The organism is Ruegeria sp. H7, from assembly GCF_056532945.1.
The window spans coordinates 551381-576481 of sequence record NZ_JBQFNZ010000002.1 but is presented as its reverse complement, the minus strand read 5'-3'; the positions used below and the strand labels follow the sequence as shown (position 1 = coordinate 576481).

The following is a 25101-nucleotide window of genomic DNA, read 5'->3' as shown; positions in this document are numbered from 1 at the left end:
CTACGACATCAGGGAGTAACCTTATGAAAAAGCTGCTTACAGCAACTGCAGCAACCGCTCTGCTGGCGGGCACCGCCATGGCCGAGGATGTAAAGCTGGGCATTCTGTTCGGTTTCACCGGCCCCATCGAATCTCTGGCACCGGCCATGGGATCGGGCGCGGAAATGGCGATTGCCGAGGTCAGCGAGTCGGGCAAACTGCTGGACGGCAAGACAGTTGTTGGCACCCGCGCCGATACCGGCTGTATCGACAACGGTCTGGCCACCTCGAACGGTGAGCGCATGATCGCGGATGGCGTTGCCGGCATCATCGGCGGTGACTGCTCGGGCGTGACCGGCGCGATCCTGCAGAACGTGGCGATTCCGAACGGCATGGTCATGATCTCGCCGTCGGCCACGTCGCCCGGCCTGTCGACCATGGAAGACAACGGCCTGTTCTTCCGCACCGCCCCGTCGGACGCGCGCGAAGGTCAGGTGATGGCGGACATTCTGAATGACCGTGGCATTAGCTCGATCGCGCTGACCTACACCAACAACGACTACGGCAAGGGCCTGGCGGATGCGATCCAGTCCTCGTTCGAGGCGTCGGGGGGTGAAGTGACCATCGTGGCCGCGCATGAAGACGGCAAAGCCGATTACTCGGCCGAAGTGGGCGCGCTGGCCTCGGCCGGTGGCGACATTCTGGTTGTCGCGGGCTATCTGGATCAGGGTGGTCTGGGCATCATCCAGTCGGCGCTGGACAGCGGCGCGTTTGACACGTTCGGTCTGCCTGGTGGCATGATCGGTGACTCGCTGCCTGCGAATGTCGGCCCCGACCTGAACGGCTCGTTCGGGCAGATCGCCGGTTCGGGTGGTGAAGGCGCCGAGAAGTACTTTGCCATGGCAGAAGCCGCGGGCTTTGACGGCTCGTCGCCGTATTCGCCTGAATCCTATGACGCCGCCGCGCTGTTCATGCTGGCGATGCAGGCCGCAGGGTCCACCAACCCGGCGGATTACGGTGCCAAGGTGATGGACGTCGCGAACGCGCCGGGTGAGAAGATCTATCCGGGTGAGCTGGTCAAGGGTCTGGAGCTGATCGCTGCGGGTCAGGACATCGATTATGTCGGCGCTTCGGGTGTTGAACTGATCGGCCCCGGCGAAAGCGCGGGCTCGTATCGTGAGATCGAAGTGACCGACGGCGAGAACAAGACCGTCAACTTCCGTTGATCCTGCGCTAAGCGTCATAAAACAAAGCAGCCCGGGCCTTGTGTCCGGGCTGTTTCAATGAAAAAAGGCCGCACCTCGGGTTCGAGGATGGGATAAGAACGCCGAAAACGGCGGCTAGGGGAAAAGATGATCGTCGTCGAGGACGTGCACAAGCATTTCGGCGGGTTTCACGCGGTGGATGGGGCATCGCTGGAAATCCAGAAGGGTTCGATCACCGGGCTGATCGGCCCGAACGGTGCCGGAAAAACCACGCTGTTTAACGTGATTGCGGGTGTTCTGCCACCGACGTCTGGCCGCGTGTTCATGGATGGCGAGAACATTACCGGCCTGCCCCCGCATGATCTGTTCCACAAGGGTTTGCTGCGCACGTTCCAGATCGCGCATGAGTTTTCCTCGATGACCTGTCGCGAGAATCTGATGATGGTGCCGGGCGCGCAGGCCGGGGAATCGCTGTGGAACACCTGGTTCGGACGCAAGCGGATCGCGGATGAAGAACGCGCGCTGAAGGCCAAGGCGGATGAGGTTTTAGAGTTTCTGACCATCGAACATCTGGCCGACCACAAGGCCGGTCAGGTATCGGGCGGGCAGAAGAAACTGCTGGAGCTTGGACGCACCATGATGGTTGACGCCAAGATCGTGTTTCTGGACGAGGTTGGTGCAGGCGTGAACCGCACCCTGCTGATGACTATCGCCGACACAATTCTACGCCTCAATAAGGAACGCGGCTATACCTTTGTGGTCATCGAGCATGACATGGATTTCATCGGCAAGATTTGTGATCCGGTCATCTGCATGGCCGAAGGCAAGGTTTTGGCCGAGGGGACCTTGGATGAGATCAAGGCCAATGAGCATGTGATCGAGGCCTATCTGGGGACCGGGTTGAAAAACAAAGACAAACTGGAGGCAGGCGCGTGAATGGAGTGATCCAGATGTGCGCCTGCGGCGCGCTTGAATTGTTTGATTGGGGGCTCTGCCCCCATGACCCCCGAGATATTTTTAGCCAGATGAAGAAGGATCCTGTGAATGGCTGAGCCGTTTCTGATCGGGGACACCATGACCGGCGGTTATGGCAAGGGGCCGGATATTCTGCATGACTGCACCATCGCCGTGGACAAGGGCGAGATTGCGGTGATCGTTGGCCCGAACGGGGCCGGTAAATCCACGGCGATGAAGGCCGTGTTTGGGATGCTGGACGTGCGCGCTGGTTCTGTTCGGCTGGACGGAGAAGATATTACATCATTGTCCCCGCAAGACCGGGTGAACAAGGGGATGGGCTTTGTGCCGCAAACCCAGAATATTTTTACCTCGATGACGGTGGAAGAGAACCTTGAGATGGGGGCTTTCATTCGTCGAGATGACATCAGCCAAACGATGGAGCAGGTCTATGATCTGTTCCCTATTCTGCGCGACAAACGCAACCAGGCCGCAGGCGAGCTGTCCGGCGGTCAACGCCAGCAAGTTGCCGTGGGTCGCGCGCTGATGACGCAACCGAAAGTGCTGATGCTGGATGAACCGACGGCCGGTGTCTCGCCCATCGTGATGGATGAGTTGTTCGACCGGATTATCGAGGTATCGCGCACCGGGTTGCCGATCCTGATGGTCGAGCAGAACGCTCGTCAGGCGCTGGAAATTGCAGACAAAGGATATGTGCTGGTACAGGGCCGCAATGCCTATTCCGGCACCGGAAAGGAACTGCTGGCAGACCCGGAAGTGCGCAAGAGTTTCCTGGGCGGCTGACGCCGGTATCCTGGGGCGCGGAGGATTGAGTGATTCCGCGCCAAAATAAGGCGGTTTTGCGGCGAAGATGCTCGGCGTAACAGATCGTCTTTCAAAGATGCATTGTAAGCTTATGTTATTACACATCTAATCAGCATCACATCGGTTCGATTTAGCTGCCATTCAATCCAAAGATTGCCCGTTTAAGGATACATTCCGGTCAGAATCTTCTCCTATCGCGTGCGTGCAGATGGTCCAGTTCCACCTGCGCCTGACATCGCGCTGCTCGGATTGGCGTGCGCACAACATCAATGAAGAACGACAGGAAACAACAAAAATGACAAAATGGATGATGGCGACGCTGTTCGCATTGGTGGCGTCGGGTGCCGCAGCAGAGGAGCATGTTTTTTCCTGCGTTTCAAATCTGGACGGAACTGAATTTGTCCTCAACAGCGCGTCGGAAGGCAGCGCGGGCACGATTTCGACCATCGACATCGCTGGCGACACTGTGGCCTTTGACGCCCAGGTGTTGAAAGGTGTTGGCAGTGTTACTTTCCTGTCGATGCAGGAAACGCAGGTTCTGACCTATGTCGTGAACTTTTCCGACATGACCTATGATTTGTCGATCAATGGGGAACACTCGGCAAATGACAAAGGGACGTGCACGGAAGGGCAAGTTTGATCTTGGCACGGTTGAGTAAAATTAACCGTTAAATATCAATGTGATATAATTCTTCATTACACGGAATATTCACCGCGACTCAACTGACGGTGAGAACGGATGTAACACCGTTTCCCGACCGACTTTCTGGCTTAGGTCTATTGATGTGATCCGTGTTTGGATTCGACGCCAAACCTGATCTCATCAGACCTAAGACCAGGCGGTAGGTGGCGTGAATACCAGCGCCCCGTAGACCGCCCAAAAGTTGGAAATGTGACCGATGAAGAAGATGATCGCCTTGACCCTTTCGCTGCTGATCCCCCAGCTGGCCTCGGCCCAGAATGCAGGCCCACTGGACGGCGCGGATTTTGTCGTCAATTGCGTGTCGGACAAAGACGGCAGCTCGGTGACCCTCGCCCGTTCGGGTGGCACCAACAAGGGCTATATCGTGACCGACGCCATCCGGGGCGAAGCGACCATCCTATCGGGCATCGGGTCGTTGACATTTCTACACCTGATGGAGCGAGACGTGATCACCTTTGTGGTTGATTTCGACAACCTGAGCTATGACCTGACAATCAAGGGTCCGCACGCCACCCAGGACCATGGTGCTTGTGATGATCCGATAAGCTGACGGATCGTACAATTTTCTCACTGGAACTGTAATTTACGGCCCAAAAACGGGCGCAAAATATTGTGCCCGGCAGGCAGGGCATGCCATAAGGCTGCACTCGGACAGTGAGAAGAACTGATGGATTTACTGAACGCGCTTGTTGCGCTTGCGAATTTTGTGATCGTTCCTGCGATTGCCTATGGGAGCCAACTTGCGCTGGGGGCGCTGGGCGTCACTCTGATCTACGGCATCCTGCGGTTTTCCAACTTCGCCCATGGCGATACGATGGCCTTTGGCGCGATGATCGCCGTGCTGGTAACCTGGGGCCTGCAGGCTGCCGGTGTCAGCTTTGGGCCGCTGCCGACCGCTCTGCTGGCGCTGCCCTTTGCGATCCTAGGCTGTATTGTTCTGGTTCTGATCACGGATCGGCTGGTCTATCGGTTCTATCGCGAGCAAAAGGCCAAGCCGGTGATCCTTGTCATCGTGTCGATGGGCGTAATGTTCATCATGAACGGGTTGGTTCGCTTTGTTATCGGACCCGACGATCAGAGGTTTTCCGACGGCGCGCGGTTTCTGATTTCCGCGCGGGATTTCAAGTCGATGACCGGGCTGAGTGAGGGTCTGGCGATCCGCACATCCCAAGCGATTACCGTTGTTGTAGCCGTCGTTGCGGTAGCTTTGCTGTTCTGGTTTCTGAACAAGACGCGCACGGGCAAGTCGATGCGGGCCTATTCGGATAACGAAGATCTAGCCCTTCTGTCCGGCATCAACCCTGAACGCGTTGTAATGATCACCTGGATCATCGTGGCGGCGCTGGCGACCACCGCCGGGGTGCTTTACGGGCTGGACAAGAGCTTCAAGCCCTTCGTTTATTTTCAGCTTCTTCTGCCGATCTTTGCCTCGGCCATTGTCGGCGGGCTGGGCAACCCGCTGGGCGCAATTGCCGGCGGGTTCATCATCGCGTTTTCCGAGGTGACGATCACTTATGCCTGGAAAAAGGTCCTGACCTATCTCGCACCAGAGACTCTGGCGCCGTCGGGTTTGGTGCAGTTCCTGTCCACCGATTACAAATTCGCCGTCAGCTTTGTGATCCTGCTGATCGTCTTGCTGTTTAAGCCCACGGGCCTGTTCAAAGGGAAAGCGGTATGAGCGAAGCAACCAAAAACACGCTTCTGTTTGCCGTGGTCGGCGGGCTGATCCTGATGACCGGATTCACGCAAAGCTGGAACGCGGCGATTCTGATCCTGAACATGGGGCTGATCTCGGCCATCATGTCGATTGGGGTGAATCTGCAATGGGGCTTTGCGGGCCTGTTCAACGTTGGCGTCATGGGCTTTGTCGCGCTGGGCGGTCTGGCTGTTGTGTTGGTATCTACGCCGCCGACGCCCGGGGCGTGGTCCTCTGGCGGGTATGGTATTGTGCTTGCTTTGCTATTGGGTGCGGCGACCGTTGTTGCGGCCGTGATGGCGGCGCAGAAACTGCCCGAGGGCAATGTGCGCAACCTGTCCATCCTCGGCATCCTTGTGGCTGGTTTTTTCATCTATCGCGCGGTGTTTGACCCCAGCGTTGCGGGGGTCGAGGCCATCGATCCGGCGATTGCGGGAAATCTAGGTGGGCTGAACCTACCGGTTCTTCTGGCCTGGCCTGCGGGCGGGCTGCTGGCGGCGGGCGCGGCCTGGCTGATTGGCAAAACGGCTTTGGGCCTGCGGTCCGACTATCTGGCCATTGCCACGCTTGGTATCGCCGAGATCATCATTGCGGTCCTCAAGAACGAAGATTGGCTGGCCCGCGGCGTCAAGAACGTCTACGGCCTTCCCCGCCCCGCCCCCGTGGTCGGGTATGAGATCGACCTGCAACAGGATCCCGGTTTTATCGCGCGGGCGGAATGGCTGGGGCTTGACCCGGTGACCGCTTCGACCCTGTCGGTCAAGCTGGGTTATTCACTTCTGTTCCTGATCGTGCTGCTGGTGCTGCTGTGGATGGCGCAAAAGGCGCTGCACAGCCCTTGGGGCCGCATGATGCGCGCGATCCGCGACAACGAAGTGGCCGCCGAGGCGATGGGCAAGGATGTCACCCGCCGTCATTTGCAGGTGTTTGTACTGGGCTCGGCCATTTGCGGGATTGCAGGCGCGATGATGACCACGCTGGACGGGCAGTTGACCCCCAGCGCCTATCAGCCTTTGCGCTTTACCTTCCTTGTCTGGGTCATGGTGATCGTTGGCGGCTCGGGCAACAACTTTGGCGCGGTTCTGGGCGCGTTCCTGATCTGGTTCCTGTGGGTTCAGGTCGAACCGATGGGCCTGTGGATCATGAACCTGATTACATCCGGCCTGCCGGACGGCAGCGCCCTGAAAGCGCACCTGATCGAAAGCGCCGCGCATATGCGCCTGTTTACCATGGGGCTGGTGCTTTTGATTGTTCTCAGATTCAGTCCAAGGGGGCTGATCCCCGAGAAATAGGCTGAAATCTTCTCAAATCACAAAGCCGTGTCGGCGAATACCGGCGCGGCTTCTTGATTCTTAAAGATTTTTTGACTAAACCAACCCACCATTCCCGGCATTGGATACGTCTTCATTTCTGTCGACGCTCACTCACACACCCTCTCGCCGGTCTTATAAGGCCAGTTACCCAGTCTAAAGAGTAGATCTTAGAACCATGAAAAAACCACTCAGCAAAGTTGTCATCCTGTTGCCGCTTGTTGCGGCAGTTGCGGCCTGCGTCCCTTCGCCCGAAGATCTGGAAACCACACCGGTCAAGGTCAACACGCCCGAGGGTGTGGTGACCTGTCAGCTCTATCGCCATGACCGCGTGACCTGGGACCGGGCCATTGATTTCCCGGCGACCAAGATGTCGGTGCGTCAGGCGGATGCCTATTGCCGTCAGGAAGGCCAGCGCCGCCTGAAAGGTTAAGCTAGCGGTTTCGGAACAAACCACCCAGGATGCCGCGCACGATGCGGCGACCGGTGGTGCCTTTCAGTTCCTTGATCACGGCCTCGCTCATCGCGGTGGCAAACGTGTCTTTCTTGCGTGTCACGCGCGAGGAAGACCGCCCCACCCGATTGCCCGAATATCTGCGGGCCGAGGCGAATTCGCGCTCCATCGCCGTCTGCATTTCCACAACCTCTTCGGCTTCGGCGGCTTCGGCTTCCTTGGCGGCGGCTTCGGCGCGGGCCTGAAGGATCTCAAAGGCAGATTTTCGATCGACGGGTGTGTCGTATTTCGCAGCCATTTGTGACGCGGTCATAACCGTCCGGCGTTCAGCGTCGGAAATCGGCCCCAATTGGGAACCCGGCGGGCGGATCAGTGTACGTTCGACAATGCCCGGCACGCCCTTCTTTTGCAGCATTGATGTGACGGCTTCACCCACGCCGACCTCACGGATTGCCTCTTCGGTGTCAAACGCCGGATTCTCGCGATAGGTTTCTGCGGCAAGGCGCAAGTTTTTCCGGTCACGCGCGGTAAAGGCCCGCAAGGCGTGCTGCACGCGATTGCCCAACTGTCCCAGAATATCTTCGGGAATATCGGCCGGATTCTGGGTGATGAAATAGACCCCGACACCCTTGGAGCGGATCAAGCGCGCCACCTGTTCCACCTTGTCGATCAGAACCTTCGGCGCGTCTTCGAACAGCAAATGGGCCTCATCGAAGAAGAAGACCAGCTTGGGTTTCTCGGGGTCGCCAACCTCGGGCAGTTCTTCGAACAACTCGCTCAGCAGCCATAGCAGGAAAGTTGCATAAAGGCGCGGCGATCCCATCAGTTTGTCCGAGGCGAGGATGTTCACAACACCCTGCCCGGCCTCATCCGTACGCATGAGGTCGGCAAGGTCCAGCGCCGGTTCCCCAAATAGTCGGGTGCCGCCCTGGTTCTCCAACACCAGCAACCGGCGCTGGATCGCACCGATTGAAGAGGTCGAGACATTGCCGTAACGCAATGAAAGCTGCGCCCGGTTTTCACCAATCCAGACCAACAGCGCTTGCAGGTCTTTGAGGTCCAGCAGCGGCATGCCTTCTTCATCGGCCACACGGAAGGCGATGTTCAGTATCCCCTCCTGCGCTTCGCTCAACTCCATCAGGCGGGACAATAGCAATGGCCCCATCTCAGTCACTGTCGTACGAACCGGATGCCCCTGCTCACCAAACAAGTCCCAGAAGGTCACCGGGCAAGCGGCGTAGGCAAAATCGGTGAATCCGATCCGCGTGGCGCGATCCATGAAAGCCTGATGCAGTTTGTGTGTCTCGGTTCCCGGCAATGCCAGCCCGGACAAGTCACCTTTGACGTCCGACAGGAATACCGGAACGCCTGCCTTGGAAAACCCTTCGGCCAGAATTTGCAGAGTCACCGTCTTGCCGGTCCCGGTGGCCCCGGCAATCAACCCATGCCGGTTCGCGTATTTCAGCGTCAGCCCCTGCGGCTGGCCATAGTCCTGACCGCCGCCGCCCAGAAAGATATCTTCGCCCATGTTTTCACTGCCTTATGTCTCACCGATCCGGACCCAGCATACAAAGTTAACCTTTGACTGCGATAGTCATTTTGCGCGCTTTGCGGTGCCAGCCGCAAAGGCGCACTTCCTCCCTGTTGACTGGCCGTGCCTTCGGGCACGGCTTTTTTGCCCGTTCACGCGGATTAAACTGAACTGACGAGTATATTAAAAGTTCAGGTTAGCAGTTGACCACCGCGTCCCCCTCTCGTAACGTCTGCCACATAACTAAGTCGGCCAGTCCGACGGGGAGAAACATTTATAGAAGGGAGCTGCTCCACCAGCTCCCTTTTTCTTGTTTTTAAGGGGTGGAAACCCTACCTGAGTGGCAAGAAATTGTTCATTTTCGAACCGACCCATCGCTTAGTGCCTGACACCAGCCGTGAACGGTGCTAGAGGAAGAAAAAAACTCAATCACCAAATATCGAGGCATTCATGATCAAGTCACTCCTTTCGATCAATACGCTCGCTGCTGTCCTTGTTTGCGGCGCTGTCAGTGCACAGGAAACCTCGGAACCCGAGGCCGATAACGGGCTGGACCTGGGCGAGACCGGTCCGCGTGCGGGCGAACAGTTCGTCAAAGAAACTTCCGGCGACTGGGAGGTGTCCTGCATCAAGGCGCAGGAAGGCGAAGACCCATGCGCCATCGTTCAGGTTCTCAACGGCCAGCAAGGCGATCCGATTGCCGAGGTGTCCATTGGCAAACTGCCCGAAGGTGGGGCCGCCGTGGCCTGGGCGAATGTGATCGTTCCGCTGGAAACCCTGCTGCAGGCGCAACTGGCGCTGTCCATCGATGGCGCGCCGCGCAAGCTGTATAACTATCACCACTGTGTGCCGGTCGGCTGCGTCGCCCAACTGGGTCTGAGCCAGGGTGACATCGATGCCATGAAGGCGGGCAGCAAGGCGACCTTCTCGCTGGTGCCCGCACGTTTCCCGGATCAGGTTCTGACCATGGACATGTCGCTGTCTGGCTTCACCTCGGGGTTTGACAGTCTCAGCGTCAACGTAAACTAAGCGATGCTTTCGTCGCCGCAGTGGAAAGGCTGCGGCGACTTTCGGGCTGTCGTCAGACTTTCTTCAAAGCCAGAACAGCATTCAGGCCGCCAAAGGCAAAGGCGTTGCTGAGGGCAACATCCACTTTGGCCTCGCGCGCCTCGTTTGGAACCACATCCAGCGCGCATTCCGGATCGGGTTCCTCGTACCCGATGGTGGGCGCAATCACGCCATCCCGCAGCGCCATGATGCAGGCCAGCAATTCGACAGCACCGGTGCCGCCGATCAGGTGCCCGTGCATGGACTTGGTGGACGAGATCATCAGGTCATCCGCATGCGGCCCGAACACGTCTGCAACTGCAGCGCATTCCGTTTTGTCATTTGCTGCCGTTCCGGTGCCATGCGCGTTGATATAGCTGACATCGCTGGCGTTCAGCTTGGCGTCAGCCAAAGCCCCGGCCATGGCGCGTGATGCGCCCTGCTTGCTGGGCATGACAATATCGGCCGCGTCCGAGGACATGGCGAATCCAACGACCTCGCACAGGATTTCTGCACCCCGCGCGCGCGCGTGTTCATATTCCTCGAAGACAAAAATGCCGGCACCTTCGCCCTGAACCATCCCGTTACGGTTGGCGCTGAACGGGCGGCAGGCGTCTTTGGACATGACGCGCAAACCTTCCCAGGCTTTCACGCCGCCAAAACACAGCATCGATTCCGACCCGCCGGTGACCATCGCAGGCGCAGCACCGCTGCGGACCATCTGGAACGCTTGCGCCATCGCATGGTTCGACGATGCGCAGGCTGTTGAAACGGTAAAGCTGGGTCCTTTGAGGTTATGTTCCATTGACACATGGCTGGCGGCCGCATTGTTCATCAGCTTTGGCACAACAAAGGGGTGCACGCGGTTTTTTCCGTCTTCGTAGACCGACCGGTAATTGTCGTCCCAGGTCGAAACACCGCCGCCTGCCGTGCCCAGCACGACGCCGGACCGGGCCGCCATTTCCCCGTGGAATTCGATCCCCGATTGCTCGATGGCTTCTTTGGCTGCGGTCAGTGTGAACTGCGTGAACCGGTCATACAGAGACATCTGTTGGCGATTAAAGCGCCCTTCGGCCTCGAACCCGCGCACCTGACCGCCGATCTTGATGGCCAGACGATCGACATCGCGAAACTCCAGTTCCGAGATACCGCAGCGCCCTTCACGCATGGCCTCCAGCGTGTCGGGGACAGAGTGACCCAGCGAGTTGATGGTGCCCGCGCCGGTGATAACAACCCGTTTCATTGTTCCGGGTCAGACCTTTTCCGACACAAGCTGTTCGATGCCCGCAATGATCGCGGCCACGTTCGAGATGTCGAAATCGTTCGATTCAGGTTCGTTGGCGTTGAAGGGAACCGAGATGTCGAACTCTTCCTCGATCGCAAAGATGCTTTCGACCAGACCCAGACTGTCGATGCCCAGATCTTCCAGCGTGCTTTCGGGTGTCACATCCGATGGCTCCAGCACGGCCTGCTCTGCAATGATTGCGATGACGCGGTCGCTGATGCTCATATCGATCCCCTGATTATCAATCTGAGGATGATTTAATCGCTCGGGGACTGTTTGGAAACAGCCTTTTTAAGTGCCTCAACGTCGCGGGCCAGGCGCGGCAACCGGCGTTGCGCTTTATAGATGTCGGTATGGGTTTCCATCTTGATCCCCGGATAGCCCATGATCACCCGACCGGCGGGCACATTGGACAGGATTTTGGTGCCGCCGCCCGAGATTACGCCGTCGCCGATGAAAATGTTGTCCACAACGCCGGTCTGACCGCCCAACACCACGTTGTTGCCAATATCGACCGAGCCGGACACGCCGGTTTGGCCGCACAGCAGGCAGTCACGCCCCACACGGGTGTTGTGGCCCACATGCACAAGGTTATCCAGTTTCGACCCATCGCCGATCCGGGTGTTGCGAATTGTGCCATTGTCTACGGTACAGTTCGAGCCGACCTCGACATCGTCACCAATTTCAACCGCGCCCAGAGAATGAATGCGCAGCCAGCTTTGCGCCTTGGCCTCACCCTGATCCCCCATGGTTTTGCGCGCGTTTTCTGCGCCTGACACTTCGGGAGTGACAAAGCTGAAACCGTCTCCACCAATCCGCGCGCCCGGTTGGGCGATAAAGCGATCCCCGATCTGAGCGCGCGCGCCGATGCTGACCATTTCGCGAAGCAGCGCCTGTTCGCCAAGAACAGCGTCGATACCAATCGTGCAATGGGCGCCAATTACCGATCCGGCCCCGATCCGTGCCCTGGCCCCGACAACCGCCAAAGGCCCAATCGACACATCCGCGCCAATCTCTGCCGTCGGATCGATCACGGCCGAGGGGTGAATGCCGGGCTCAACCCCCTGCCCCCGATCCAGCATCGATGTTATGCCTGCCATCGCCATGCGCGGACGTTTCACAAAAATCGCGGCCCGCAGGCCCATGGCCTGCCAATCCGCACCTTCCCACAGAACCGCCGCGCGCGCCTCACCCCCAGTCAGAGCCTCGGCATATTTCGGTGACATCGCCATGGCCAGATCGGTGGGTCCGGCGTCACCGGGCTCGGCCGCGCGCACAATCGTCAGGCCGGTGTCGCCCTGGCACTCGGCACCAAGGCTGTCGGCGATTTGCTGAATGGTAAACTGCATGGCGGGCTTTCTTTCGGCAGGATTTGCCCCCGTGCTTACCCCTGAACGTCCGGCAGGGCTACCCCTGCCTTTTGCAGCGCGTCCCAAATCTTGGCGTCGCGGTTGTAGACGTCGCGGCGATACTGCACCTCGCCCTTCGGGCCCATATAGGCGGTGCGATAGATCAGATGCACCGGAACCTTCTGGTCCAGTTTCACTGTGGTTTCCTTGCCGGTATTCAGCACTCGGTGAAAAAACGCTTTTGGGTCTTCCTCTTGCTTGGCCAGCAACGCATAGGCGAATTCGAACGGTTGCGCCAATCGGATACAGCCATGCGAGAAGGCCCGCACCTCGCGCGCGAACAGAGATTTCTGAGGCGTATCATGCAGATATATGTTGTACTTGTTGGGGAACATGAACTTCACCAGCCCCAGTGCATTGCTTTTGCTCGGCGGTTGACGCATCGCAAACGGGAAGTTGCGCGCGGTGAATTGGGTGAAGTCCACGGCCCCGCGGTTGACCTGACGGCCACTGCGATCGGTGATCTGGATATGACCCACGGCATTCGGGTTGGATTGCAGCTTGGGCAGATATTCCTTTGTGATGATCGAGCGTGGCACATACCAGCTGGGGTTGATCACCATATGCTCCATCTCGTCCGAAAACTCGGGGCTGCGGCGGTCATGCACGTTTTTGCCGATTACTGCGCGGGTCTCGAACGTGACCTGCCCGTCATCGACGATCTTGGCAGAGAAATCGGCCTGATTCACCAGAATATGGCGGGTCCCACGTTCACGCGGCAACCAACGCTCGCGTTCCAGCGCCACCAGAACCGACTTCAACCGGTCCGATGCCGGGCGGTTCAGTTCCGAAATCGTGCCCTGCCCGGCAACACCGTCCGGCTCCAACCCATGCGCGGTTTGAAAGCTGCGAACAGCCTCAAGCAAAGTGGCATCAAACGAAGGGCTGGCAGTGGGTTTCAGATAGCCCATCGCCACCAAACGGTTGCGCAGCTTGATGACATTTGGCCCTGAATCCCCAAGTTCCAGCTTGGCCACCGGAACACTCGCGCCCCAGCCGCCCTGATCGACCAGAGCCTCCAGTGCGAGTTTCTGCTTCATCAGCGCACGATACTGGCGCGTCTGCGGTGCGAGCTGATCCAGATAGGCCGCACCATGCGTGTTCAGTTGCTGCAGATGTTCCTCGGGGCTGCGCCGTTCCACCTTGCGGACCAGCCCGTCGTCAATGCTGGCCGGGCGCAGGGCACCGGAATACAGATCGTCGGCGTAAGCCAGAAACACCCGCGTCAGTTCAGCCTCGACCGCGCCCAAATCCCGAACAGATCGCGCCTGCCGCATCTGTTCAACCAGCGCGTCTACATCGTAACCTGCTGAGGGCAGACCGTGCATATGGCTGTTGGACAGCGCGTTGATCAACGCGGCGCGCCGGTCGGCATGATCTTGCGAGGCTCCGACCCAGACAGGCGAAAACCCGTTGGTCCGGTAAAACGCCGCAATATCGCTGGATGTCGGAGTGTGCTCGGCCACAGCCATTTGAAACGCGGTGCCCTGAATCGGGTCAGACGTTGTGTTGGCAATGGCTGCTGTGGCCGCAAAACATGCCGCGACAAGGATACTGGTACTGGTCCGCAATACTGAGAACATGGGATGCCCTTGGTTATTCAATAGTTTGCGCTGATGGGGATGCGCCGAACAAATATCATTTTTGCACTCTGCCTTTGTCTATTCACAAATTCCTTACTCGGCCTCTTCTATTTCGGCCTGATGCGCGTTTGCATCGAAGCGGTGCCGAAACGCCTCAATTGCGCAAAAAATGTGCCGGTTGCCCCATCTGCGCAAAAAACTGCCGAAAATTCCCCCTTGAAAAGGTGAGTATCAAACACTTCTTGGCGACCGAATCCGATTGTGCCATAAATTCGCCATCTGGGATGGGAAAATATTAATACAGCGCGCGTAACATCGTGCGCAGGCAGGAACAGTACGGGACGAAACAAAAATGACCAAGAGCAGTACATCGGGCTTGACCCGGCGTGCCCTATTGGGGGCATTCGCAGCCACAGCAGTTGCTGCAGCACCGACTTATTCCAATGCAGCAGGTTTTCTTCGCGGCGGCGGCGACATTCGTCGTATCCGCATGTATTCCGGTCGCACAGGCGAACGGATCGATATGATATATTGGGTTGACGGCAAATACATCAAGGATGCTGTCAAGGAAGTGAACCATTTCATGCGCGACTGGCGGACCGATCAGGTCAAAAGCATGGATTTGCGCACGGTCGACATCATGGCCGCCGCCCACAATCTTCTGGACGTGAACGAGCCTTACATGCTGCTGTCCGGCTATCGTTCGCCGCAGACAAACGCCATGCTGCGTTCCAGATCGCGCCGCGTTGCCCGGAACTCCCTGCACATGCAAGGCCAGGCGGCAGACCTTCGCCTCGGCTCGCGTTCCGTCTCGCAAATGGCCAAAGCGGCGATGTCGTGTCGCGCGGGCGGTGTAGGCCAATACTACCGGTCGAACTTCGTACATATGGATTGCGGCGTGGTCCGCACCTGGCGCGGCTAATCCGCCTCGCCAATACCAATTGTTCCGAACCCCCGCAGATCGTCTGACGGGGGTTTTGTTTTGCGCAATGCGATCCGACCGGAGCGCGGATGCTAAACCTAGTGAAAGATGGCGCACCTGAGAGGATTCGAACCTCTGGCCTCTGCCTTCGGAGGGCAGCGCTCTATCCAGCTGAGCTACAGGTGCCTTGGCCGTTAGCTAACCTTGTTCCGGGTCGGGTGCAACTGGAAATCTGCGCGACCCGGCAAGGTTTCACGCAAACAAATCATGCGCCAGTTCAAGCGCTTCGATCAGCGTGTCGACCTCATCCGTGGTATTATACAGGCCAAAACTCGCCCGGCAGGTCGCAGTGACGCCCAGATGATCCATCAACGGACCCGCGCAGTGATGACCGGCGCGCACGGCGACGCCCTTTTTGTCGAGGATGGTCGAGACGTCATGCGCGTGCCCCGCCCCATCGAGCGTGAAGCTGAAGATCGCGGCCTTGTCCGGGCGGGTGCCCTGGACCTGTAGCCAGTTCAACCCGGTCAGGCGTTGCATCGCATAGTCGCGCAGGCTGGATTCATGGGCGGCGATGTTCTCCATCCCCAGATCCATCATGTAGTCCAGCGCCACGCCCAAACCGATGGTTTGCACGATGCCGGGTGTTCCGGCTTCGAACTTCATCGGCGGGTCGTTATACGTGATCTGGTCCTTGCTGACCTCTTTGATCATGTCACCGCCACCAATGAAGGGGCGCATTTCGGCCATACGCTCGGATTTGATGAAGATCGCGCCGGACCCCGAAGGGCCGTAGAGTTTGTGCCCGGTGATCGCGTAGAAATCGCAGCCGATCTCATCGACGCTGACCGGCATATGAACCGCGCCCTGACTACCGTCCACCAGAACCGGAACACCTTTGGCATGGGCGCCTTCGGTGATGGCTTTGACATCTACAACCGTGCCCAGAACGTTAGAGCACTGCGTCACCGCCACCAGTTTGGTTTTGGGCCCGATCGCATCCAGAACGGCCTGCGGATCAAGGCCGCCATCTGCATCCACATCGACCCATTTCAGAACAACGCCCTGCCGTTCGCGCAGGAAATGCCAGGGCACGATATTGGCGTGATGCTCCATCACGCTCAGCACGATTTCGTCGCCTGCCTCAAGCCGGGGCATGGCCCAGCCGTACGCGACCAGATTGATCCCTTCGGTGGTGCCCGAGTTCAGGACTATCTCGTTCTCATTCGCCACCCCAAGGAACCGCGCAATCGTGCCACGAACGCCTTCGTATTTCTCGGTCGCGAGGTTTGACAGGTAGTGCAAACCGCGATGAACGTTCGAATATTCCTCGGCATAGGCACGGGTCACTGCATCTATCACCGCCTGAGGTTTCTGCGCCGAGGCCCCGTTGTCCAGATAGGTCAGCGGCTTGCCGTTCACCTGCCGCGACAGGATCGGAAAATCAGAGCGGATTTTCTGCACATCATACATCGGGCTGTCTTCCTAGACGGGCGCCACGGGGGCGAGCATAAGGACAAAAGGAACCGCAACCAAAGCGGACAACAAAACCACACCGAACGATTTCCAAAGCGATCCGAACTGATGCGCCTCGTTCAGGAAATGCAACGTGATGTAGAGACTCAGGATCGCGGTGGCCAACAGCAACACCGCCATCAGAAACGGGATCGTCAGGCTCAGGATCAGGACGCCAAGCAATGCCGCGATCTGCAGGTATTGCACCCAGACGATCAGCACCATCATCCCCTCGAACCGCGCCGTTCCGCCCAGAAAACGGCCGACGAACAGGAAGGCAAGGATACTGAACATCATCGTACCTGCCGAGCGAACCAATACAATCGGAACGCTTTCCGTAATCGGGCCAGCATCGCCTTCGACAACCGGAATCGACAGATCAATGCCCAACTGGATTATGCAGTTCAGCACAACGGCAAGGAAAAACGCCAGCCAAAGCACCTCGCGCCCCGGGTTCAGGGCCAAAAGCTGACGCGCCGCCTCGGCGGGTTGTCTTAGCGTCAGAACCGCCAGTTGACCCAGGTTCGGAGTATTCATTCAGCGGACCTTTGTACTTGTCGCAGTCCGGATAACCAGAACCAGACAAAAACGGCAACCCAAATCAAACCCACAAGGGTCAGCGTTGGACCAGAGCCGATGAACCCGGCGACCAGCCCGTTCAGCAAAACCAAGGGGGCGGAAGACAGCAAGGCCCAGAACAACGCCAAACGCGCGCCATAGGGCGTCCCTTTGCCACCCGCCAAACGCGCGGCCCAATGCGAGATCAGCGCCAGACTGTAAAAGAACAACGGCAGGATAAAGACCGAGCCCAGCAAGGCACCGCCCAGCAGCATGTTCAGCTCCACCCCTTCAAGATGCGCACGGCGCGCAAGGCTTGGCATCTGGGCGATGAAGGACACAATGCAGAAGGCCATGACGAAAATCAGCGCCCGGTCTTCGCGCGGCCCCATATCCAGAAGCCGGCGCACGACACGCCCCGGCCCCCGGTATGTGGCAACGATATCTGACGACACAGGCATCAGCTGCGGCGCGCCAACCAACCTTCCAGACGGCTCACGATGGCCTCGGCCAATGCGCCGTCTTCGATCTCGTCGACGGCCTCGGCCAGGAACGCCAGCGTCAGCATGTTGGTCGCGTCCTTGGTCGGAACCCCGCGCGAGCGCAGGTAGAACAGCGCGGTCTCGTCAATCGCGCCCGAGGTCGAGCCGTGCGAGCAGGCCACGTCGTCGGCGTAGATCTCAAGCTCGGGCTTGGCGAGGAACTGGCTGTCATCATCCAGAAGCAGCGACTGGCTGATCTGATAACCGTCGGTTTTCTGAGCACCTTCTTTCACAAGGATCTTGCCCTGAAAAACGCCGGTCGCACCGTTGCGCAGCACTTTCTTGAACACCTGACGGCTTTCGCAATTCACCGCGTCATGGGTGATGAAGACGGTGTCATCGTGATGAAAGTCACCATCGCCGACACAGGCCCCCGCCACATGCGCGACGGCGCCATCGCCGGTCAGTTCGACAACCTGTTCATTTCGGGTCAGCACACCATTCACGGTCAGGGTGAAGGACTTGTAGACAGACTCGGTGCCCAGACGGGTGAACATATGGGTCGCGGCCCGACGCTCCCAATCCCTGCCCTGCGCGCGGACGTGATGCAGCGTGCCGTTATCGGCAATGTCGATCTCCATACACTTGTTGAAGCGCGACGCGGCGGGGCCGGTTTCCAGAATGGTCGCCTCGGCACCGCTTTCGACGCGGATTACGTGGTGCAGGATCGCGTCAGACGTCGCGGACTCGTGCCGGTAGATCAGGTTGATCGGCTTGGACGGCTTGCCCGTTACATGAATGGCAACCCCGTCCGACGCAAAGGCGGTGTTCAGCGCGGCCAGTGGGCGCTGCACCGGAACCTGTCCGCGGGCTTCCAGAACGCCATACAGGTCTTTGGCCCAGTGGATATCCTTGCAGCAGATATCCTCCAGACGATCAATGCTCACGCCTTCCTGCGTCAGATCATCTGATTCCTCGGCGCTGAAAACACCGTCGATAAACACGATCTTGAGGCGGTCGAACTCGTCGAACACCAAGGGTTCATCATCCACGAAGACTGCAGCGGGCATGGCCGCAGGCGCGACCAGAGTGTCGGGCCGTGTGTATTTCCAATATTCGTCGCGACGGTTGGGCAGACCCATCTCAAGCACGCGGGCCAGCGCATCTTCGCGCGCGGCGCGGGTGCATCCGGCATCCGGCATGGTCAGCGCTGCCAGCCGCGCCTCGGTTGCGGTTTGTTTGACTTCGGGCAAGGCCATCAGTTCACCTCGGCAAGAATGTCGGCATAACCGTTGTTTTCGACCTCAAGCGCCAGTTCCGGGCCACCGGATTTGACGATGCGACCGTTCGCCATGATATGCACCACATCGGGCTTGATGTGATCCAGCAGGCGCTGATAGTGGGTGATCACAAGGAACCCGCGCCCTTCGTCGCGCAGCGCGTTCACACCTTCGGCCACAAGCTTCATCGCATCCACGTCAAGGCCCGAGTCGGTCTCGTCCATGATGCACATCTTGGGTTCCAGCATGGCCATCTGCAGGATCTCGTTGCGCTTTTTCTCACCGCCCGAGAAACCAACGTTCACAGGACGTTTCAGCATGTCCGCGTCGATCTTGAGGGTCTTGGCCTTGGCGCGCACCTCTTTCAGGAAGTCGGCGGCCGACAGTTCCTCTTCCCCGCGTGCCTTTCGCTGAGCGTTTACAGCCGTACGCAGGAAGGTCATGTTGCCGACGCCCGGAATTTCGACCGGGTACTGGAACGCCAGGAACACACCAGCAGCGGCGCGCTCTTCCGGCTCCATCTCTAGCAGGTCTTCACCGTTCAGAGTGGCCGAACCGTCGGTCACTTCGTATCCATCGCGACCCGACAGCACATAGCTGAGCGTCGACTTGCCCGAGCCATTCGGCCCCATGATCGCGTGTACCTTGCCGGCCTCGACCGTAAGGTCTACACCTTTGAGGATCTGCTTGTCTTCTTCTTCAAGCTGTACGTGCAGGTTCTTGATTTCCAGCATGTTTTGTCCTTTTGCATCTCGCAAGGGGCATCGTCGCCCCGATAAATCCCTATCCCAGTACCTTGCGGATCAGCCGTGCAGCAATCCAACCCAGGATTACCCCACCACCAACCGCCCAGACCGGGTTGATGAAAGCCATGTGATTGATGTTCACGTAAGCCACCCCCAGCAGGCCGCCCAAAACCGGCAGCGCATAGCCCAGCCAGGTCAGCACATCATCCTTCTGGATGCCGTTCCGGGGTGACCGCGTCATCAGCCGACAGAGCCTTCCAGTGAAATCGCTACCAGTTGCTGCGCTTCCATGGCAAATTCCATCGGCAGCGCCTGCAACACGTCTTTGCAGAACCCGTTCACGACCAGCGCCACGGCCTCTTCCTCATCCATGCCGCGCTGACGGCAGTAGAACAGTTGATCATCATCCACCTTCGACGTCGTCGCCTCATGCTCAACGCGGGACGAGTTGTTCTTGACCTCGATATACGGAACCGTATGCGCGCCGCATTTGTCGCCGATCAGCAAGCTGTCACACTGCGTGTAGTTCCGGCTGTCCTTGGCTTTCGGATGCATCGAAACCAGACCGCGATAGGTGTTCTGCGCCTTGCCCGCACTGATGCCCTTGGACACGATGCGCGACTTGGTGTTCTTGCCCAAATGAACCATCTTGGTGCCGGTATCGGCCTGCTGATAGTTGTTCGCAATCGCGATCGAGTAGAACTCACCCTGGCTTTCATTGCCGCGCAGGATGCAGGACGGATATTTCCAGGTCACGGCCGAGCCGGTTTCGACCTGAGTCCACATCACTTTGGACCGATCACCCCGACAATCGGCGCGTTTGGTTACGAAGTTATAGATGCCGCCCTTGCCGTTCTCGTCCCCGGGGAACCAGTTCTGAACGGTCGAATACTTCACCTCGGCGTCTTCTTCGACAATGATCTCGACCACAGCCGCGTGCAATTGGGCGGTGTCACGCTGAGGTGCAGTACAACCTTCCAGATAAGACACGTACGAGCCCTTGTCGGCGATGATCAGCGTGCGTTCGAACTGACCGGTATTCTCCGCGTTGATGCGGAAATAGGTGCTCAGCTCCATCGGGCAGCGGACGCCCGGCGGGATGTAGACGAACGAGCCATCCGAGAACACGGCCGAGTTCAAAGTGGCATAGAAGTTGTCCGACACAGGGACCACGGTGCCCAGGTATTTCTTGACCAGCTCAGGATGTTCTTTGATCGCCTCGGAGATCGAACAGAAGATCACCCCGGCCTTTTTCAATTCGGCCTGGAATGTCGTCCCGACCGAAACCGAGTCAAACACCGCGTCCACAGCGACCTTGCGGCCTTCGGCGGGCGCATCTTCGGCCCCTTCGACCCCGGCCAGAATCATCTGTTCTTTCAGCGGGATACCCAGCTTTTCGTAAGTCGCCAACAGCTTGGGATCGACGTCATCCAGCGACTTCGGCTTCTCCTCCATCGATTTCGGACGGGCATAGTAATACTGGTTCTGAAAATCGATCGGCGGGTAATGCACCATGGCCCATTTCGGCTCATCCATTTTGGTCCAGCGCTCGAAGGCCGACAGACGCCATTCGGTCATCCATTCAGGCTCTTCGTTCTTTTCCGAAATCAACCGCACGATATCCGGGTTCACGCCTTTGGGCGCATACTCCATCTCGATATCGGTGTCCCAGCCGTATTTGTAGGTTCCGACCTCGCGTACCGCATCCACGGTTTCCTGATCGACACCTTCTTTCACCTGGGTCTGGTCCAAAGCGGCCATAACTTACCCTCCGTCAGATCACGCGGCGCGCGCGCGATGCTTTTTCTCTTTCTCAAGCCACGTTTCAGCGAAACGCAGCACATTCTCTTTTGTTGTCAAAGGACCCAGCGAAACGCGGATCGCGCTGGCTGCTGTGACCTCATCAAATCCCATTGCAGTCAATACCGCGCTGGCACGAACCTTGCCGCTGGAGCAGGCAGAGCCCGCACTGACTGCAAAACCCGACAGGTCCATCTGCATGACCTGCGTCTCGCCCTTCCAGCCGGGGGTCGCGAAACACAGAGTGTTCGGCAGTCGCTTTTGACCTTTCCCGACAAAAATAGGTGATTTAACTCCGGCCTCAAGAGCGTTTTCTAGAATATTTCTAAATTCTTCGACCTGCTCCCAAACACCGTTGGCCAAATCCCGCGCGGCTGCTTCAGCTGCAGCCCCGAACCCCGCGATTCCAATCACATTTTCAGTTCCGGACCGACGCCCCATTTCCTGTCCGCCGCCCTTGATCTGCGCCGCCAGATCAGTGCCGCGTTTCATCACAACCGCGCCAACGCCCTTGGGCCCGCCCAGCTTGTGAGCTGAGATCAGCGCCATCTGCACGTCCAGCCAATTGAACGCAACAGGCAATTTGCCAAACGCCTGCGTGGCATCCGTCACGGCCAGACCCGACGGCAAGGACTGCACAATACCGGTTTCGGAATTGGCCAGTTGCAGTGTGGCGCGCGCCGGATCTTCCAAAGAAACCAGTCCCGTTGATAAAACAGGAATATCTTCATCAATCCAGGCTCTTACTGCATCATGTTCAATCGCGGGCCCATGCATATCGCGCCCTGCCAGCGTCAAGGCCGCACCCTCGGTCGAGCCTGAAGTGAACACCACATCCGCTCCATCCGCCCCAAAGGCCGATGCGACCTGCGCCCGCGCGCGTTCGATCAGCGCCTTGGCGGCACGCCCTTCTGCATGGACCGAGGACGGGTTCCCGCAGACCTCCATCGCCGCGATCATCGCGTCCCGCGCTTCGGGTCGCAACGGCGTGGTCGCGTTATGATCCAGATAAACGCGATTCATGGATGCATCTTTTTTCGGTTGCCTGTAACGTGAAACACCATCGCCTTACTCATCCACCACAGCGAACAGGCTGGGAACAGCAGGACAAGGCGCCAGATCGTTCTTGATCACATCCGACAGCCGCGTCTGATGCAGGAATACGTAAACATGCGCGCTCAACCCCTCCCACAGACGATTGGTCAGGGATTGCGCGCGACTGCCCGAGGACGCGCCGGATGCACCTGCCCCTTTGGTCATCGCGTCAACGGTTTCGTCAACGGCTGACAGAACCTCGACCACGCGAATGTCCGAGGCCGGGCGCGCCAGTCGATAGCCGCCACCGGGGCCACGGACCGAAGACACAAGCTCGGCCCGGCGCAGCTTGACGAACAATTGCTCAAGATACGGTAGCGATATGTCCTGACGCTCTGAGATCTCGCCCAGCGTCACAAGCTGATCCGAGGGCTGCAGCGCAATGTCAGCCAGCGCAACCATGGCGTAACGACCTTTCGTCGAGAGCTTCATTGACAATCCCTCATGGCAAGATGCGCGCGAAATCATTGACGCCGCCGCCGCCAGTGCGTATCTCCGACGGACAGCGACGGTACGCGCCGCTACATATTAGAACCGTTCTAAGGTGCCCGACGATTATCGTCAAGTATATCCGGGCTCTCGGAAGAAAAAGACAGGACCAAAGCACACATGCCCGAGGTGATTTTTCCCGGACCCGAAGGCCGCCTGGAAGGCCGTTACCACCCGCAAAAGGAAAAAGACGCACCGATCGCCATCGTGTTGCACCCGCACCCACAGTTTGGCGGGACCATGAACAACAAGGTCGTCTACAACCTGCACTATGCGTTCTACAACATGGGTTTCACCGTGTTGCGCTTTAACTTCCGCGGCGTGGGCCGCAGCCAGGGCGAATATGATCAGGGCGTAGGCGAGTTGAGCGATGCGGCCTCGGCTCTGGACTACCTGCAGTCGATGAACAACAACTCGAAACACTGCTGGGTCGCTGGCTTTTCGTTCGGTGCGTGGATCGGGATGCAATTGCTGATGCGCCGGCCCGAAATCACGGGCTTTATCAGCGTGTCGCCCCCGGCGAACATGTATGACTTTTCGTTCCTGGCGCCCTGCCCGTCTTCCGGTCTGATCATCAACGGATCAGCCGACCGCGTTGCCCCTCCGGCGGACACCACATCGCTGGTGAACAAGCTGCATGAACAGAAAGGCATCACCATCACCCATAACGAGGTCGAAGGTGCAGACCATTTCTTCCAGGACCGTCACATGGATACACTGATCACCGATGTCAGCGACTATGTGAAACGCCGCCTGACCGAGACCACGCGCTGATGTCTGACACCATCACCACCCTCGCCGCCAAACTGGCCGAGGATACGATGAAGGTTATGGACGAAACCGGCGACGACCGGTTCTTTGTCGAGGTGGGTGAGGTTCTGGGCGCGGCGTCGCAATCGCTGGAAGAGGCATTTCTGACCGAAATCCGCGTCCGGATGGCGGAACGCAAGGCGCGCACCTTTGTGATCAAGCGTCTCAGCGACCACCGCTCAAAAGTGAAAGCTATCGAAAAGCAATGAGTGATCGTCTGTCGGCCCAAATCGCCTTTCTGAAACAGGCCGACAGGTTGAAAACAGTGGAACGGGCAAACGTCCTGCTGGACCTGTCCCGCTGTGAAAACTCGGCCGAGCATAGCTGGCATCTGGCCCTTTGGGCTTTGGTCATGGAGCCATTGGCCGGACCCGAGGTTTCGATTGACCGGGTGATCCGCATGTTGCTGTTGCATGATCTGGTTGAGATCATCGTGGGCGACCATCCGATCCATCTGCAGACCGACTGGCAGGCCGTCGCCAAGGCTGAACAAGCCGCGGCCTCGGAACTGTTTGGCCTGCTGCCCGCCGATCAGGCGGCGGAGTTTCAAAGCCTCTGGCAGGAGTTCGAGGCCGATCAATCCGCCGACGCCCGTTTTGCAAAAATTCTGGATCGCTCTCAGCCCCTATTTCAGGTGCTCTGCGCGCAGCATCCTCGGGCCGATCATATTGACGTCGTGCAAGATAATCTGGACGGTGGGCGCGCAGCTTATCTGGCGCAGGATTTCCCTTTGGCCTTTGGTCATGCGCGGGCACTGCTGGACGGCGCGGATACGGACTCCAACGCATTTACAACACGCCTGCCCTTCCTGGCCGAGGCTGATCAGTTGAAAACAGTCCTGCGCGCCTCGCGCCTGATGGCGTCCGACCGGTTTGAGAATTCTGCCGAGCATTCCTGGCACATTATGCTCTATGCTTGGGTCTTGGCGGAATATGCCGAGGACGGAGTGTCCGAGGCCCGCGCCCTGCGCATGCTGTTGCTGCACGATATCGTCGAAATCGACGCCGGAGATCACCCGATCCACGGACAAGTGGATCACGCCGCCCAAACCGCCAAAGAGGAGGCGGCAGCAAAACGTCTGTTCGGCCTGCTTCCCGAACCGCAGCAAACGCAATTCGCGGCTCTGTGGCACGAGTTCGAGGCGGCGGAGACGCCGGATGCGCGGTTTGCCAAGGCCGTTGACCGGTTCCAGACCCCGGTGGCCAATCTGGAAACAGGTGGCGGGTCGTGGGTCGATTACAACGTAACCTATGCTCAGCTGGAAACACGGGTACGACCGGCGGTTGAAGGCGGTGCCCCGCAGCTTTGGCAGTGGCTACAGCCGCAACTGTCCGCCTTTTTTCAATCGCACAGCACAGCGGACGCATAGCCATAAATAGGAAAAGGAGCCCAAAGGCCCCTTTTCCCTCTGCTTCGTTCTGAT

General features: G+C 58.5%; 27 protein-coding genes and 1 tRNA gene. 13 read left to right on the top strand and 15 right to left on the bottom strand.

Going from position 1 to position 25101, the window contains the following annotated elements:
- Positions 1-23 precede the first annotated feature (23 nt).
- From ACR0AC_RS07875 to ACR0AC_RS07840, 8 genes are all read left to right on the top strand, one after another.
- The gene (locus ACR0AC_RS07875) at positions 24-1205 is read left to right on the top strand and encodes an ABC transporter substrate-binding protein (protein WP_170450650.1); all 1182 of its coding nucleotides are present in this window, start codon (positions 24-26) and stop codon (positions 1203-1205) included.
- A 126-nt stretch (positions 1206-1331) separates the two neighbouring features.
- A complete protein-coding gene (locus tag ACR0AC_RS07870; protein ID WP_170450648.1) occupies positions 1332-2120 on the top strand; it encodes an ABC transporter ATP-binding protein in 789 nt (262 codons plus the stop codon).
- A gap of 108 nt (positions 2121-2228) precedes the next feature.
- Positions 2229-2942: an ABC transporter ATP-binding protein gene (locus ACR0AC_RS07865; protein ID WP_170518649.1), complete on the top strand. Its 714-nt coding sequence runs from the start codon at positions 2229-2231 to the stop codon at positions 2940-2942.
- Positions 2943-3258: 316 nt separating this feature from the next.
- Positions 3259-3603: a hypothetical protein gene (locus ACR0AC_RS07860; RefSeq protein WP_170450644.1), complete on the top strand. Its 345-nt coding sequence runs from the start codon at positions 3259-3261 to the stop codon at positions 3601-3603.
- Positions 3604-3862: 259 nt separating this feature from the next.
- Complete coding sequence (locus ACR0AC_RS07855; protein WP_170450642.1) at positions 3863-4216, top strand: hypothetical protein; 354 nt, start codon at positions 3863-3865, stop codon at positions 4214-4216.
- Between the two features lie 117 nt (positions 4217-4333).
- Positions 4334-5344, top strand: coding sequence for a branched-chain amino acid ABC transporter permease (locus ACR0AC_RS07850; RefSeq protein ID WP_170450640.1), 1011 nt, complete (start codon positions 4334-4336; stop codon positions 5342-5344).
- Positions 5341-6654 (top strand): branched-chain amino acid ABC transporter permease, encoded by a 1314-nt coding sequence (locus ACR0AC_RS07845; RefSeq protein WP_480872706.1) that lies wholly within the window; start codon positions 5341-5343, stop codon positions 6652-6654. The genes ACR0AC_RS07850 and ACR0AC_RS07845 overlap by 4 nt, the downstream gene beginning before the upstream one ends.
- Positions 6655-6850: 196 nt before the next feature.
- Positions 6851-7105, top strand: coding sequence for a hypothetical protein (locus tag ACR0AC_RS07840; protein WP_170450636.1), 255 nt, complete (start codon positions 6851-6853; stop codon positions 7103-7105).
- A gap of 1 nt (position 7106) precedes the next feature.
- Here the strand turns inward: ACR0AC_RS07840 and ACR0AC_RS07835 are convergent, their stop codons facing one another.
- Positions 7107-8654 carry a helicase HerA-like domain-containing protein gene (locus tag ACR0AC_RS07835; RefSeq protein WP_480872703.1) on the bottom strand — a complete coding sequence of 516 codons (1548 nt, stop codon included), beginning with the start codon at positions 8652-8654 and terminating at the stop codon, positions 7107-7109.
- Between the two features lie 453 nt (positions 8655-9107).
- Here ACR0AC_RS07835 and ACR0AC_RS07830 point away from each other — a divergent pair, with 453 nt between their 5' ends.
- Entirely contained in the window at positions 9108-9686 is a 579-nt protein-coding gene (locus ACR0AC_RS07830) for an invasion associated locus B family protein (RefSeq protein ID WP_170450634.1), read from the top strand.
- A gap of 52 nt (positions 9687-9738) precedes the next feature.
- Here the strand turns inward: ACR0AC_RS07830 and ACR0AC_RS07825 are convergent, their stop codons facing one another.
- The 4 genes from ACR0AC_RS07825 to ACR0AC_RS07810 are packed head-to-tail and all read right to left on the bottom strand — an operon-like array spanning position 9739 to position 13981.
- Positions 9739-10947, bottom strand: coding sequence for a beta-ketoacyl-[acyl-carrier-protein] synthase family protein (locus ACR0AC_RS07825; RefSeq protein WP_480872702.1), 1209 nt, complete (start codon positions 10945-10947; stop codon positions 9739-9741).
- 9 nt (positions 10948-10956) lie between these two features.
- Positions 10957-11214 (bottom strand): acyl carrier protein, encoded by a 258-nt coding sequence (locus tag ACR0AC_RS07820; protein WP_170450632.1) that lies wholly within the window; start codon positions 11212-11214, stop codon positions 10957-10959.
- A 32-nt stretch (positions 11215-11246) separates the two neighbouring features.
- Positions 11247-12338 carry a UDP-3-O-(3-hydroxymyristoyl)glucosamine N-acyltransferase gene (lpxD, locus tag ACR0AC_RS07815; protein WP_480872699.1) on the bottom strand — a complete coding sequence of 364 codons (1092 nt, stop codon included), beginning with the start codon at positions 12336-12338 and terminating at the stop codon, positions 11247-11249.
- 35 nt (positions 12339-12373) lie between these two features.
- Entirely contained in the window at positions 12374-13981 is a 1608-nt protein-coding gene (locus ACR0AC_RS07810) for a L,D-transpeptidase scaffold domain-containing protein (RefSeq protein ID WP_170450630.1), read from the bottom strand.
- A gap of 352 nt (positions 13982-14333) precedes the next feature.
- Between ACR0AC_RS07810 and mepK the strand changes: the two genes are divergently transcribed.
- A complete protein-coding gene (gene mepK, locus ACR0AC_RS07805; protein WP_170450628.1) occupies positions 14334-14903 on the top strand; it encodes a peptidoglycan L,D-endopeptidase MepK in 570 nt (189 codons plus the stop codon).
- A 109-nt stretch (positions 14904-15012) separates the two neighbouring features.
- Here mepK and ACR0AC_RS07800 read toward each other — a convergent pair.
- The 10 genes from ACR0AC_RS07800 to iscR form a co-directional block, all read right to left on the bottom strand.
- Positions 15013-15089, bottom strand: a tRNA-Arg gene (locus ACR0AC_RS07800).
- Positions 15090-15155: 66 nt separating this feature from the next.
- Positions 15156-16376, bottom strand: a complete 1221-nt coding sequence (locus ACR0AC_RS07795) for a cysteine desulfurase (protein ID WP_170450626.1) — start codon at positions 16374-16376, stop codon at positions 15156-15158.
- Between the two features lie 12 nt (positions 16377-16388).
- Entirely contained in the window at positions 16389-16955 is a 567-nt protein-coding gene (locus tag ACR0AC_RS07790) for a YIP1 family protein (protein WP_170450624.1), read from the bottom strand.
- Positions 16952-17437 (bottom strand): YIP1 family protein, encoded by a 486-nt coding sequence (locus tag ACR0AC_RS07785; protein ID WP_170450622.1) that lies wholly within the window; start codon positions 17435-17437, stop codon positions 16952-16954. The genes ACR0AC_RS07790 and ACR0AC_RS07785 overlap by 4 nt, the downstream gene beginning before the upstream one ends.
- Positions 17437-18717 (bottom strand): SufB/SufD family protein, encoded by a 1281-nt coding sequence (locus ACR0AC_RS07780; RefSeq protein ID WP_170450620.1) that lies wholly within the window; start codon positions 18715-18717, stop codon positions 17437-17439. The genes ACR0AC_RS07785 and ACR0AC_RS07780 overlap by 1 nt, the downstream gene beginning before the upstream one ends.
- A complete protein-coding gene (gene sufC, locus ACR0AC_RS07775; protein WP_170450618.1) occupies positions 18717-19472 on the bottom strand; it encodes a Fe-S cluster assembly ATPase SufC in 756 nt (251 codons plus the stop codon). Before sufC ends, ACR0AC_RS07780 begins: the two co-directional genes overlap by 1 nt.
- 49 nt (positions 19473-19521) lie before the next feature.
- Entirely contained in the window at positions 19522-19725 is a 204-nt protein-coding gene (locus tag ACR0AC_RS07770; protein ID WP_170450615.1) for a hypothetical protein, read from the bottom strand.
- On the bottom strand, positions 19725-21245 hold the full coding sequence (gene sufB / locus ACR0AC_RS07765) for a Fe-S cluster assembly protein SufB (protein ID WP_170518684.1): 1521 nt from the start codon (positions 21243-21245) through the stop codon (positions 19725-19727). The genes ACR0AC_RS07770 and sufB overlap by 1 nt, the downstream gene beginning before the upstream one ends.
- A gap of 18 nt (positions 21246-21263) precedes the next feature.
- Complete coding sequence (locus ACR0AC_RS07760; RefSeq protein ID WP_480581117.1) at positions 21264-22307, bottom strand: cysteine desulfurase family protein; 1044 nt, start codon at positions 22305-22307, stop codon at positions 21264-21266.
- Positions 22308-22352: 45 nt separating this feature from the next.
- Positions 22353-22811 (bottom strand): Fe-S cluster assembly transcriptional regulator IscR, encoded by a 459-nt coding sequence (gene iscR, locus ACR0AC_RS07755; protein WP_170450610.1) that lies wholly within the window; start codon positions 22809-22811, stop codon positions 22353-22355.
- Between the two features lie 177 nt (positions 22812-22988).
- On the opposite strand from iscR, the gene ACR0AC_RS07750 reads away from it, so the two are divergent.
- Genes ACR0AC_RS07750 through ACR0AC_RS07740 form a run of 3 tightly spaced genes read left to right on the top strand, consistent with a single transcriptional unit; the run spans position 22989 to position 25047 of the window.
- Positions 22989-23642, top strand: coding sequence for an alpha/beta hydrolase (locus ACR0AC_RS07750; RefSeq protein WP_170450609.1), 654 nt, complete (start codon positions 22989-22991; stop codon positions 23640-23642).
- On the top strand, positions 23642-23887 hold the full coding sequence (locus ACR0AC_RS07745; RefSeq protein ID WP_170450608.1) for a hypothetical protein: 246 nt from the start codon (positions 23642-23644) through the stop codon (positions 23885-23887). Before ACR0AC_RS07750 ends, ACR0AC_RS07745 begins: the two co-directional genes overlap by 1 nt.
- On the top strand, positions 23884-25047 hold the full coding sequence (locus tag ACR0AC_RS07740) for an HD domain-containing protein (protein ID WP_480872694.1): 1164 nt from the start codon (positions 23884-23886) through the stop codon (positions 25045-25047). The genes ACR0AC_RS07745 and ACR0AC_RS07740 overlap by 4 nt, the downstream gene beginning before the upstream one ends.
- Positions 25048-25101 lie beyond the last annotated feature (54 nt).

Bases quoted from the DNA above. Each gene is read 5' to 3' on its own strand.
- ACR0AC_RS07875 (WP_170450650.1), top strand. From the start codon at position 24: ATGAAAAAGCTGCTTACAGCAACTGCAGCAACCGCTCTGCTGGCGGGC.
- ACR0AC_RS07870 (WP_170450648.1), top strand. From the start codon at position 1,332: ATGATCGTCGTCGAGGACGTGCACAAGCATTTCGGCGGGTTTCACGCG.
- ACR0AC_RS07865 (WP_170518649.1), top strand. From the start codon at position 2,229: ATGGCTGAGCCGTTTCTGATCGGGGACACCATGACCGGCGGTTATGGC.
- ACR0AC_RS07860 (WP_170450644.1), top strand. From the start codon at position 3,259: ATGACAAAATGGATGATGGCGACGCTGTTCGCATTGGTGGCGTCGGGT.
- ACR0AC_RS07855 (WP_170450642.1), top strand. From the start codon at position 3,863: ATGAAGAAGATGATCGCCTTGACCCTTTCGCTGCTGATCCCCCAGCTG.
- ACR0AC_RS07850 (WP_170450640.1), top strand. From the start codon at position 4,334: ATGGATTTACTGAACGCGCTTGTTGCGCTTGCGAATTTTGTGATCGTT.
- ACR0AC_RS07845 (WP_480872706.1), top strand. From the start codon at position 5,341: ATGAGCGAAGCAACCAAAAACACGCTTCTGTTTGCCGTGGTCGGCGGG.
- ACR0AC_RS07840 (WP_170450636.1), top strand. From the start codon at position 6,851: ATGAAAAAACCACTCAGCAAAGTTGTCATCCTGTTGCCGCTTGTTGCG.
- ACR0AC_RS07835 (WP_480872703.1), bottom strand. From the start codon at position 8,654: ATGGGCGAAGATATCTTTCTGGGCGGCGGCGGTCAGGACTATGGCCAG.
- ACR0AC_RS07830 (WP_170450634.1), top strand. From the start codon at position 9,108: ATGATCAAGTCACTCCTTTCGATCAATACGCTCGCTGCTGTCCTTGTT.
- ACR0AC_RS07825 (WP_480872702.1), bottom strand. From the start codon at position 10,947: ATGAAACGGGTTGTTATCACCGGCGCGGGCACCATCAACTCGCTGGGT.
- ACR0AC_RS07820 (WP_170450632.1), bottom strand. From the start codon at position 11,214: ATGAGCATCAGCGACCGCGTCATCGCAATCATTGCAGAGCAGGCCGTG.
- lpxD (WP_480872699.1), bottom strand. From the start codon at position 12,338: ATGCAGTTTACCATTCAGCAAATCGCCGACAGCCTTGGTGCCGAGTGC.
- ACR0AC_RS07810 (WP_170450630.1), bottom strand. From the start codon at position 13,981: ATGTTCTCAGTATTGCGGACCAGTACCAGTATCCTTGTCGCGGCATGT.
- mepK (WP_170450628.1), top strand. From the start codon at position 14,334: ATGACCAAGAGCAGTACATCGGGCTTGACCCGGCGTGCCCTATTGGGG.
- ACR0AC_RS07795 (WP_170450626.1), bottom strand. From the start codon at position 16,376: ATGTATGATGTGCAGAAAATCCGCTCTGATTTTCCGATCCTGTCGCGG.
- ACR0AC_RS07790 (WP_170450624.1), bottom strand. From the start codon at position 16,955: ATGAATACTCCGAACCTGGGTCAACTGGCGGTTCTGACGCTAAGACAA.
- ACR0AC_RS07785 (WP_170450622.1), bottom strand. From the start codon at position 17,437: ATGCCTGTGTCGTCAGATATCGTTGCCACATACCGGGGGCCGGGGCGT.
- ACR0AC_RS07780 (WP_170450620.1), bottom strand. From the start codon at position 18,717: ATGGCCTTGCCCGAAGTCAAACAAACCGCAACCGAGGCGCGGCTGGCA.
- sufC (WP_170450618.1), bottom strand. From the start codon at position 19,472: ATGCTGGAAATCAAGAACCTGCACGTACAGCTTGAAGAAGAAGACAAG.
- ACR0AC_RS07770 (WP_170450615.1), bottom strand. From the start codon at position 19,725: ATGACGCGGTCACCCCGGAACGGCATCCAGAAGGATGATGTGCTGACC.
- sufB (WP_170518684.1), bottom strand. From the start codon at position 21,245: ATGGCCGCTTTGGACCAGACCCAGGTGAAAGAAGGTGTCGATCAGGAA.
- ACR0AC_RS07760 (WP_480581117.1), bottom strand. From the start codon at position 22,307: ATGAATCGCGTTTATCTGGATCATAACGCGACCACGCCGTTGCGACCC.
- iscR (WP_170450610.1), bottom strand. From the start codon at position 22,811: ATGAAGCTCTCGACGAAAGGTCGTTACGCCATGGTTGCGCTGGCTGAC.
- ACR0AC_RS07750 (WP_170450609.1), top strand. From the start codon at position 22,989: ATGCCCGAGGTGATTTTTCCCGGACCCGAAGGCCGCCTGGAAGGCCGT.
- ACR0AC_RS07745 (WP_170450608.1), top strand. From the start codon at position 23,642: ATGTCTGACACCATCACCACCCTCGCCGCCAAACTGGCCGAGGATACG.
- ACR0AC_RS07740 (WP_480872694.1), top strand. From the start codon at position 23,884: ATGAGTGATCGTCTGTCGGCCCAAATCGCCTTTCTGAAACAGGCCGAC.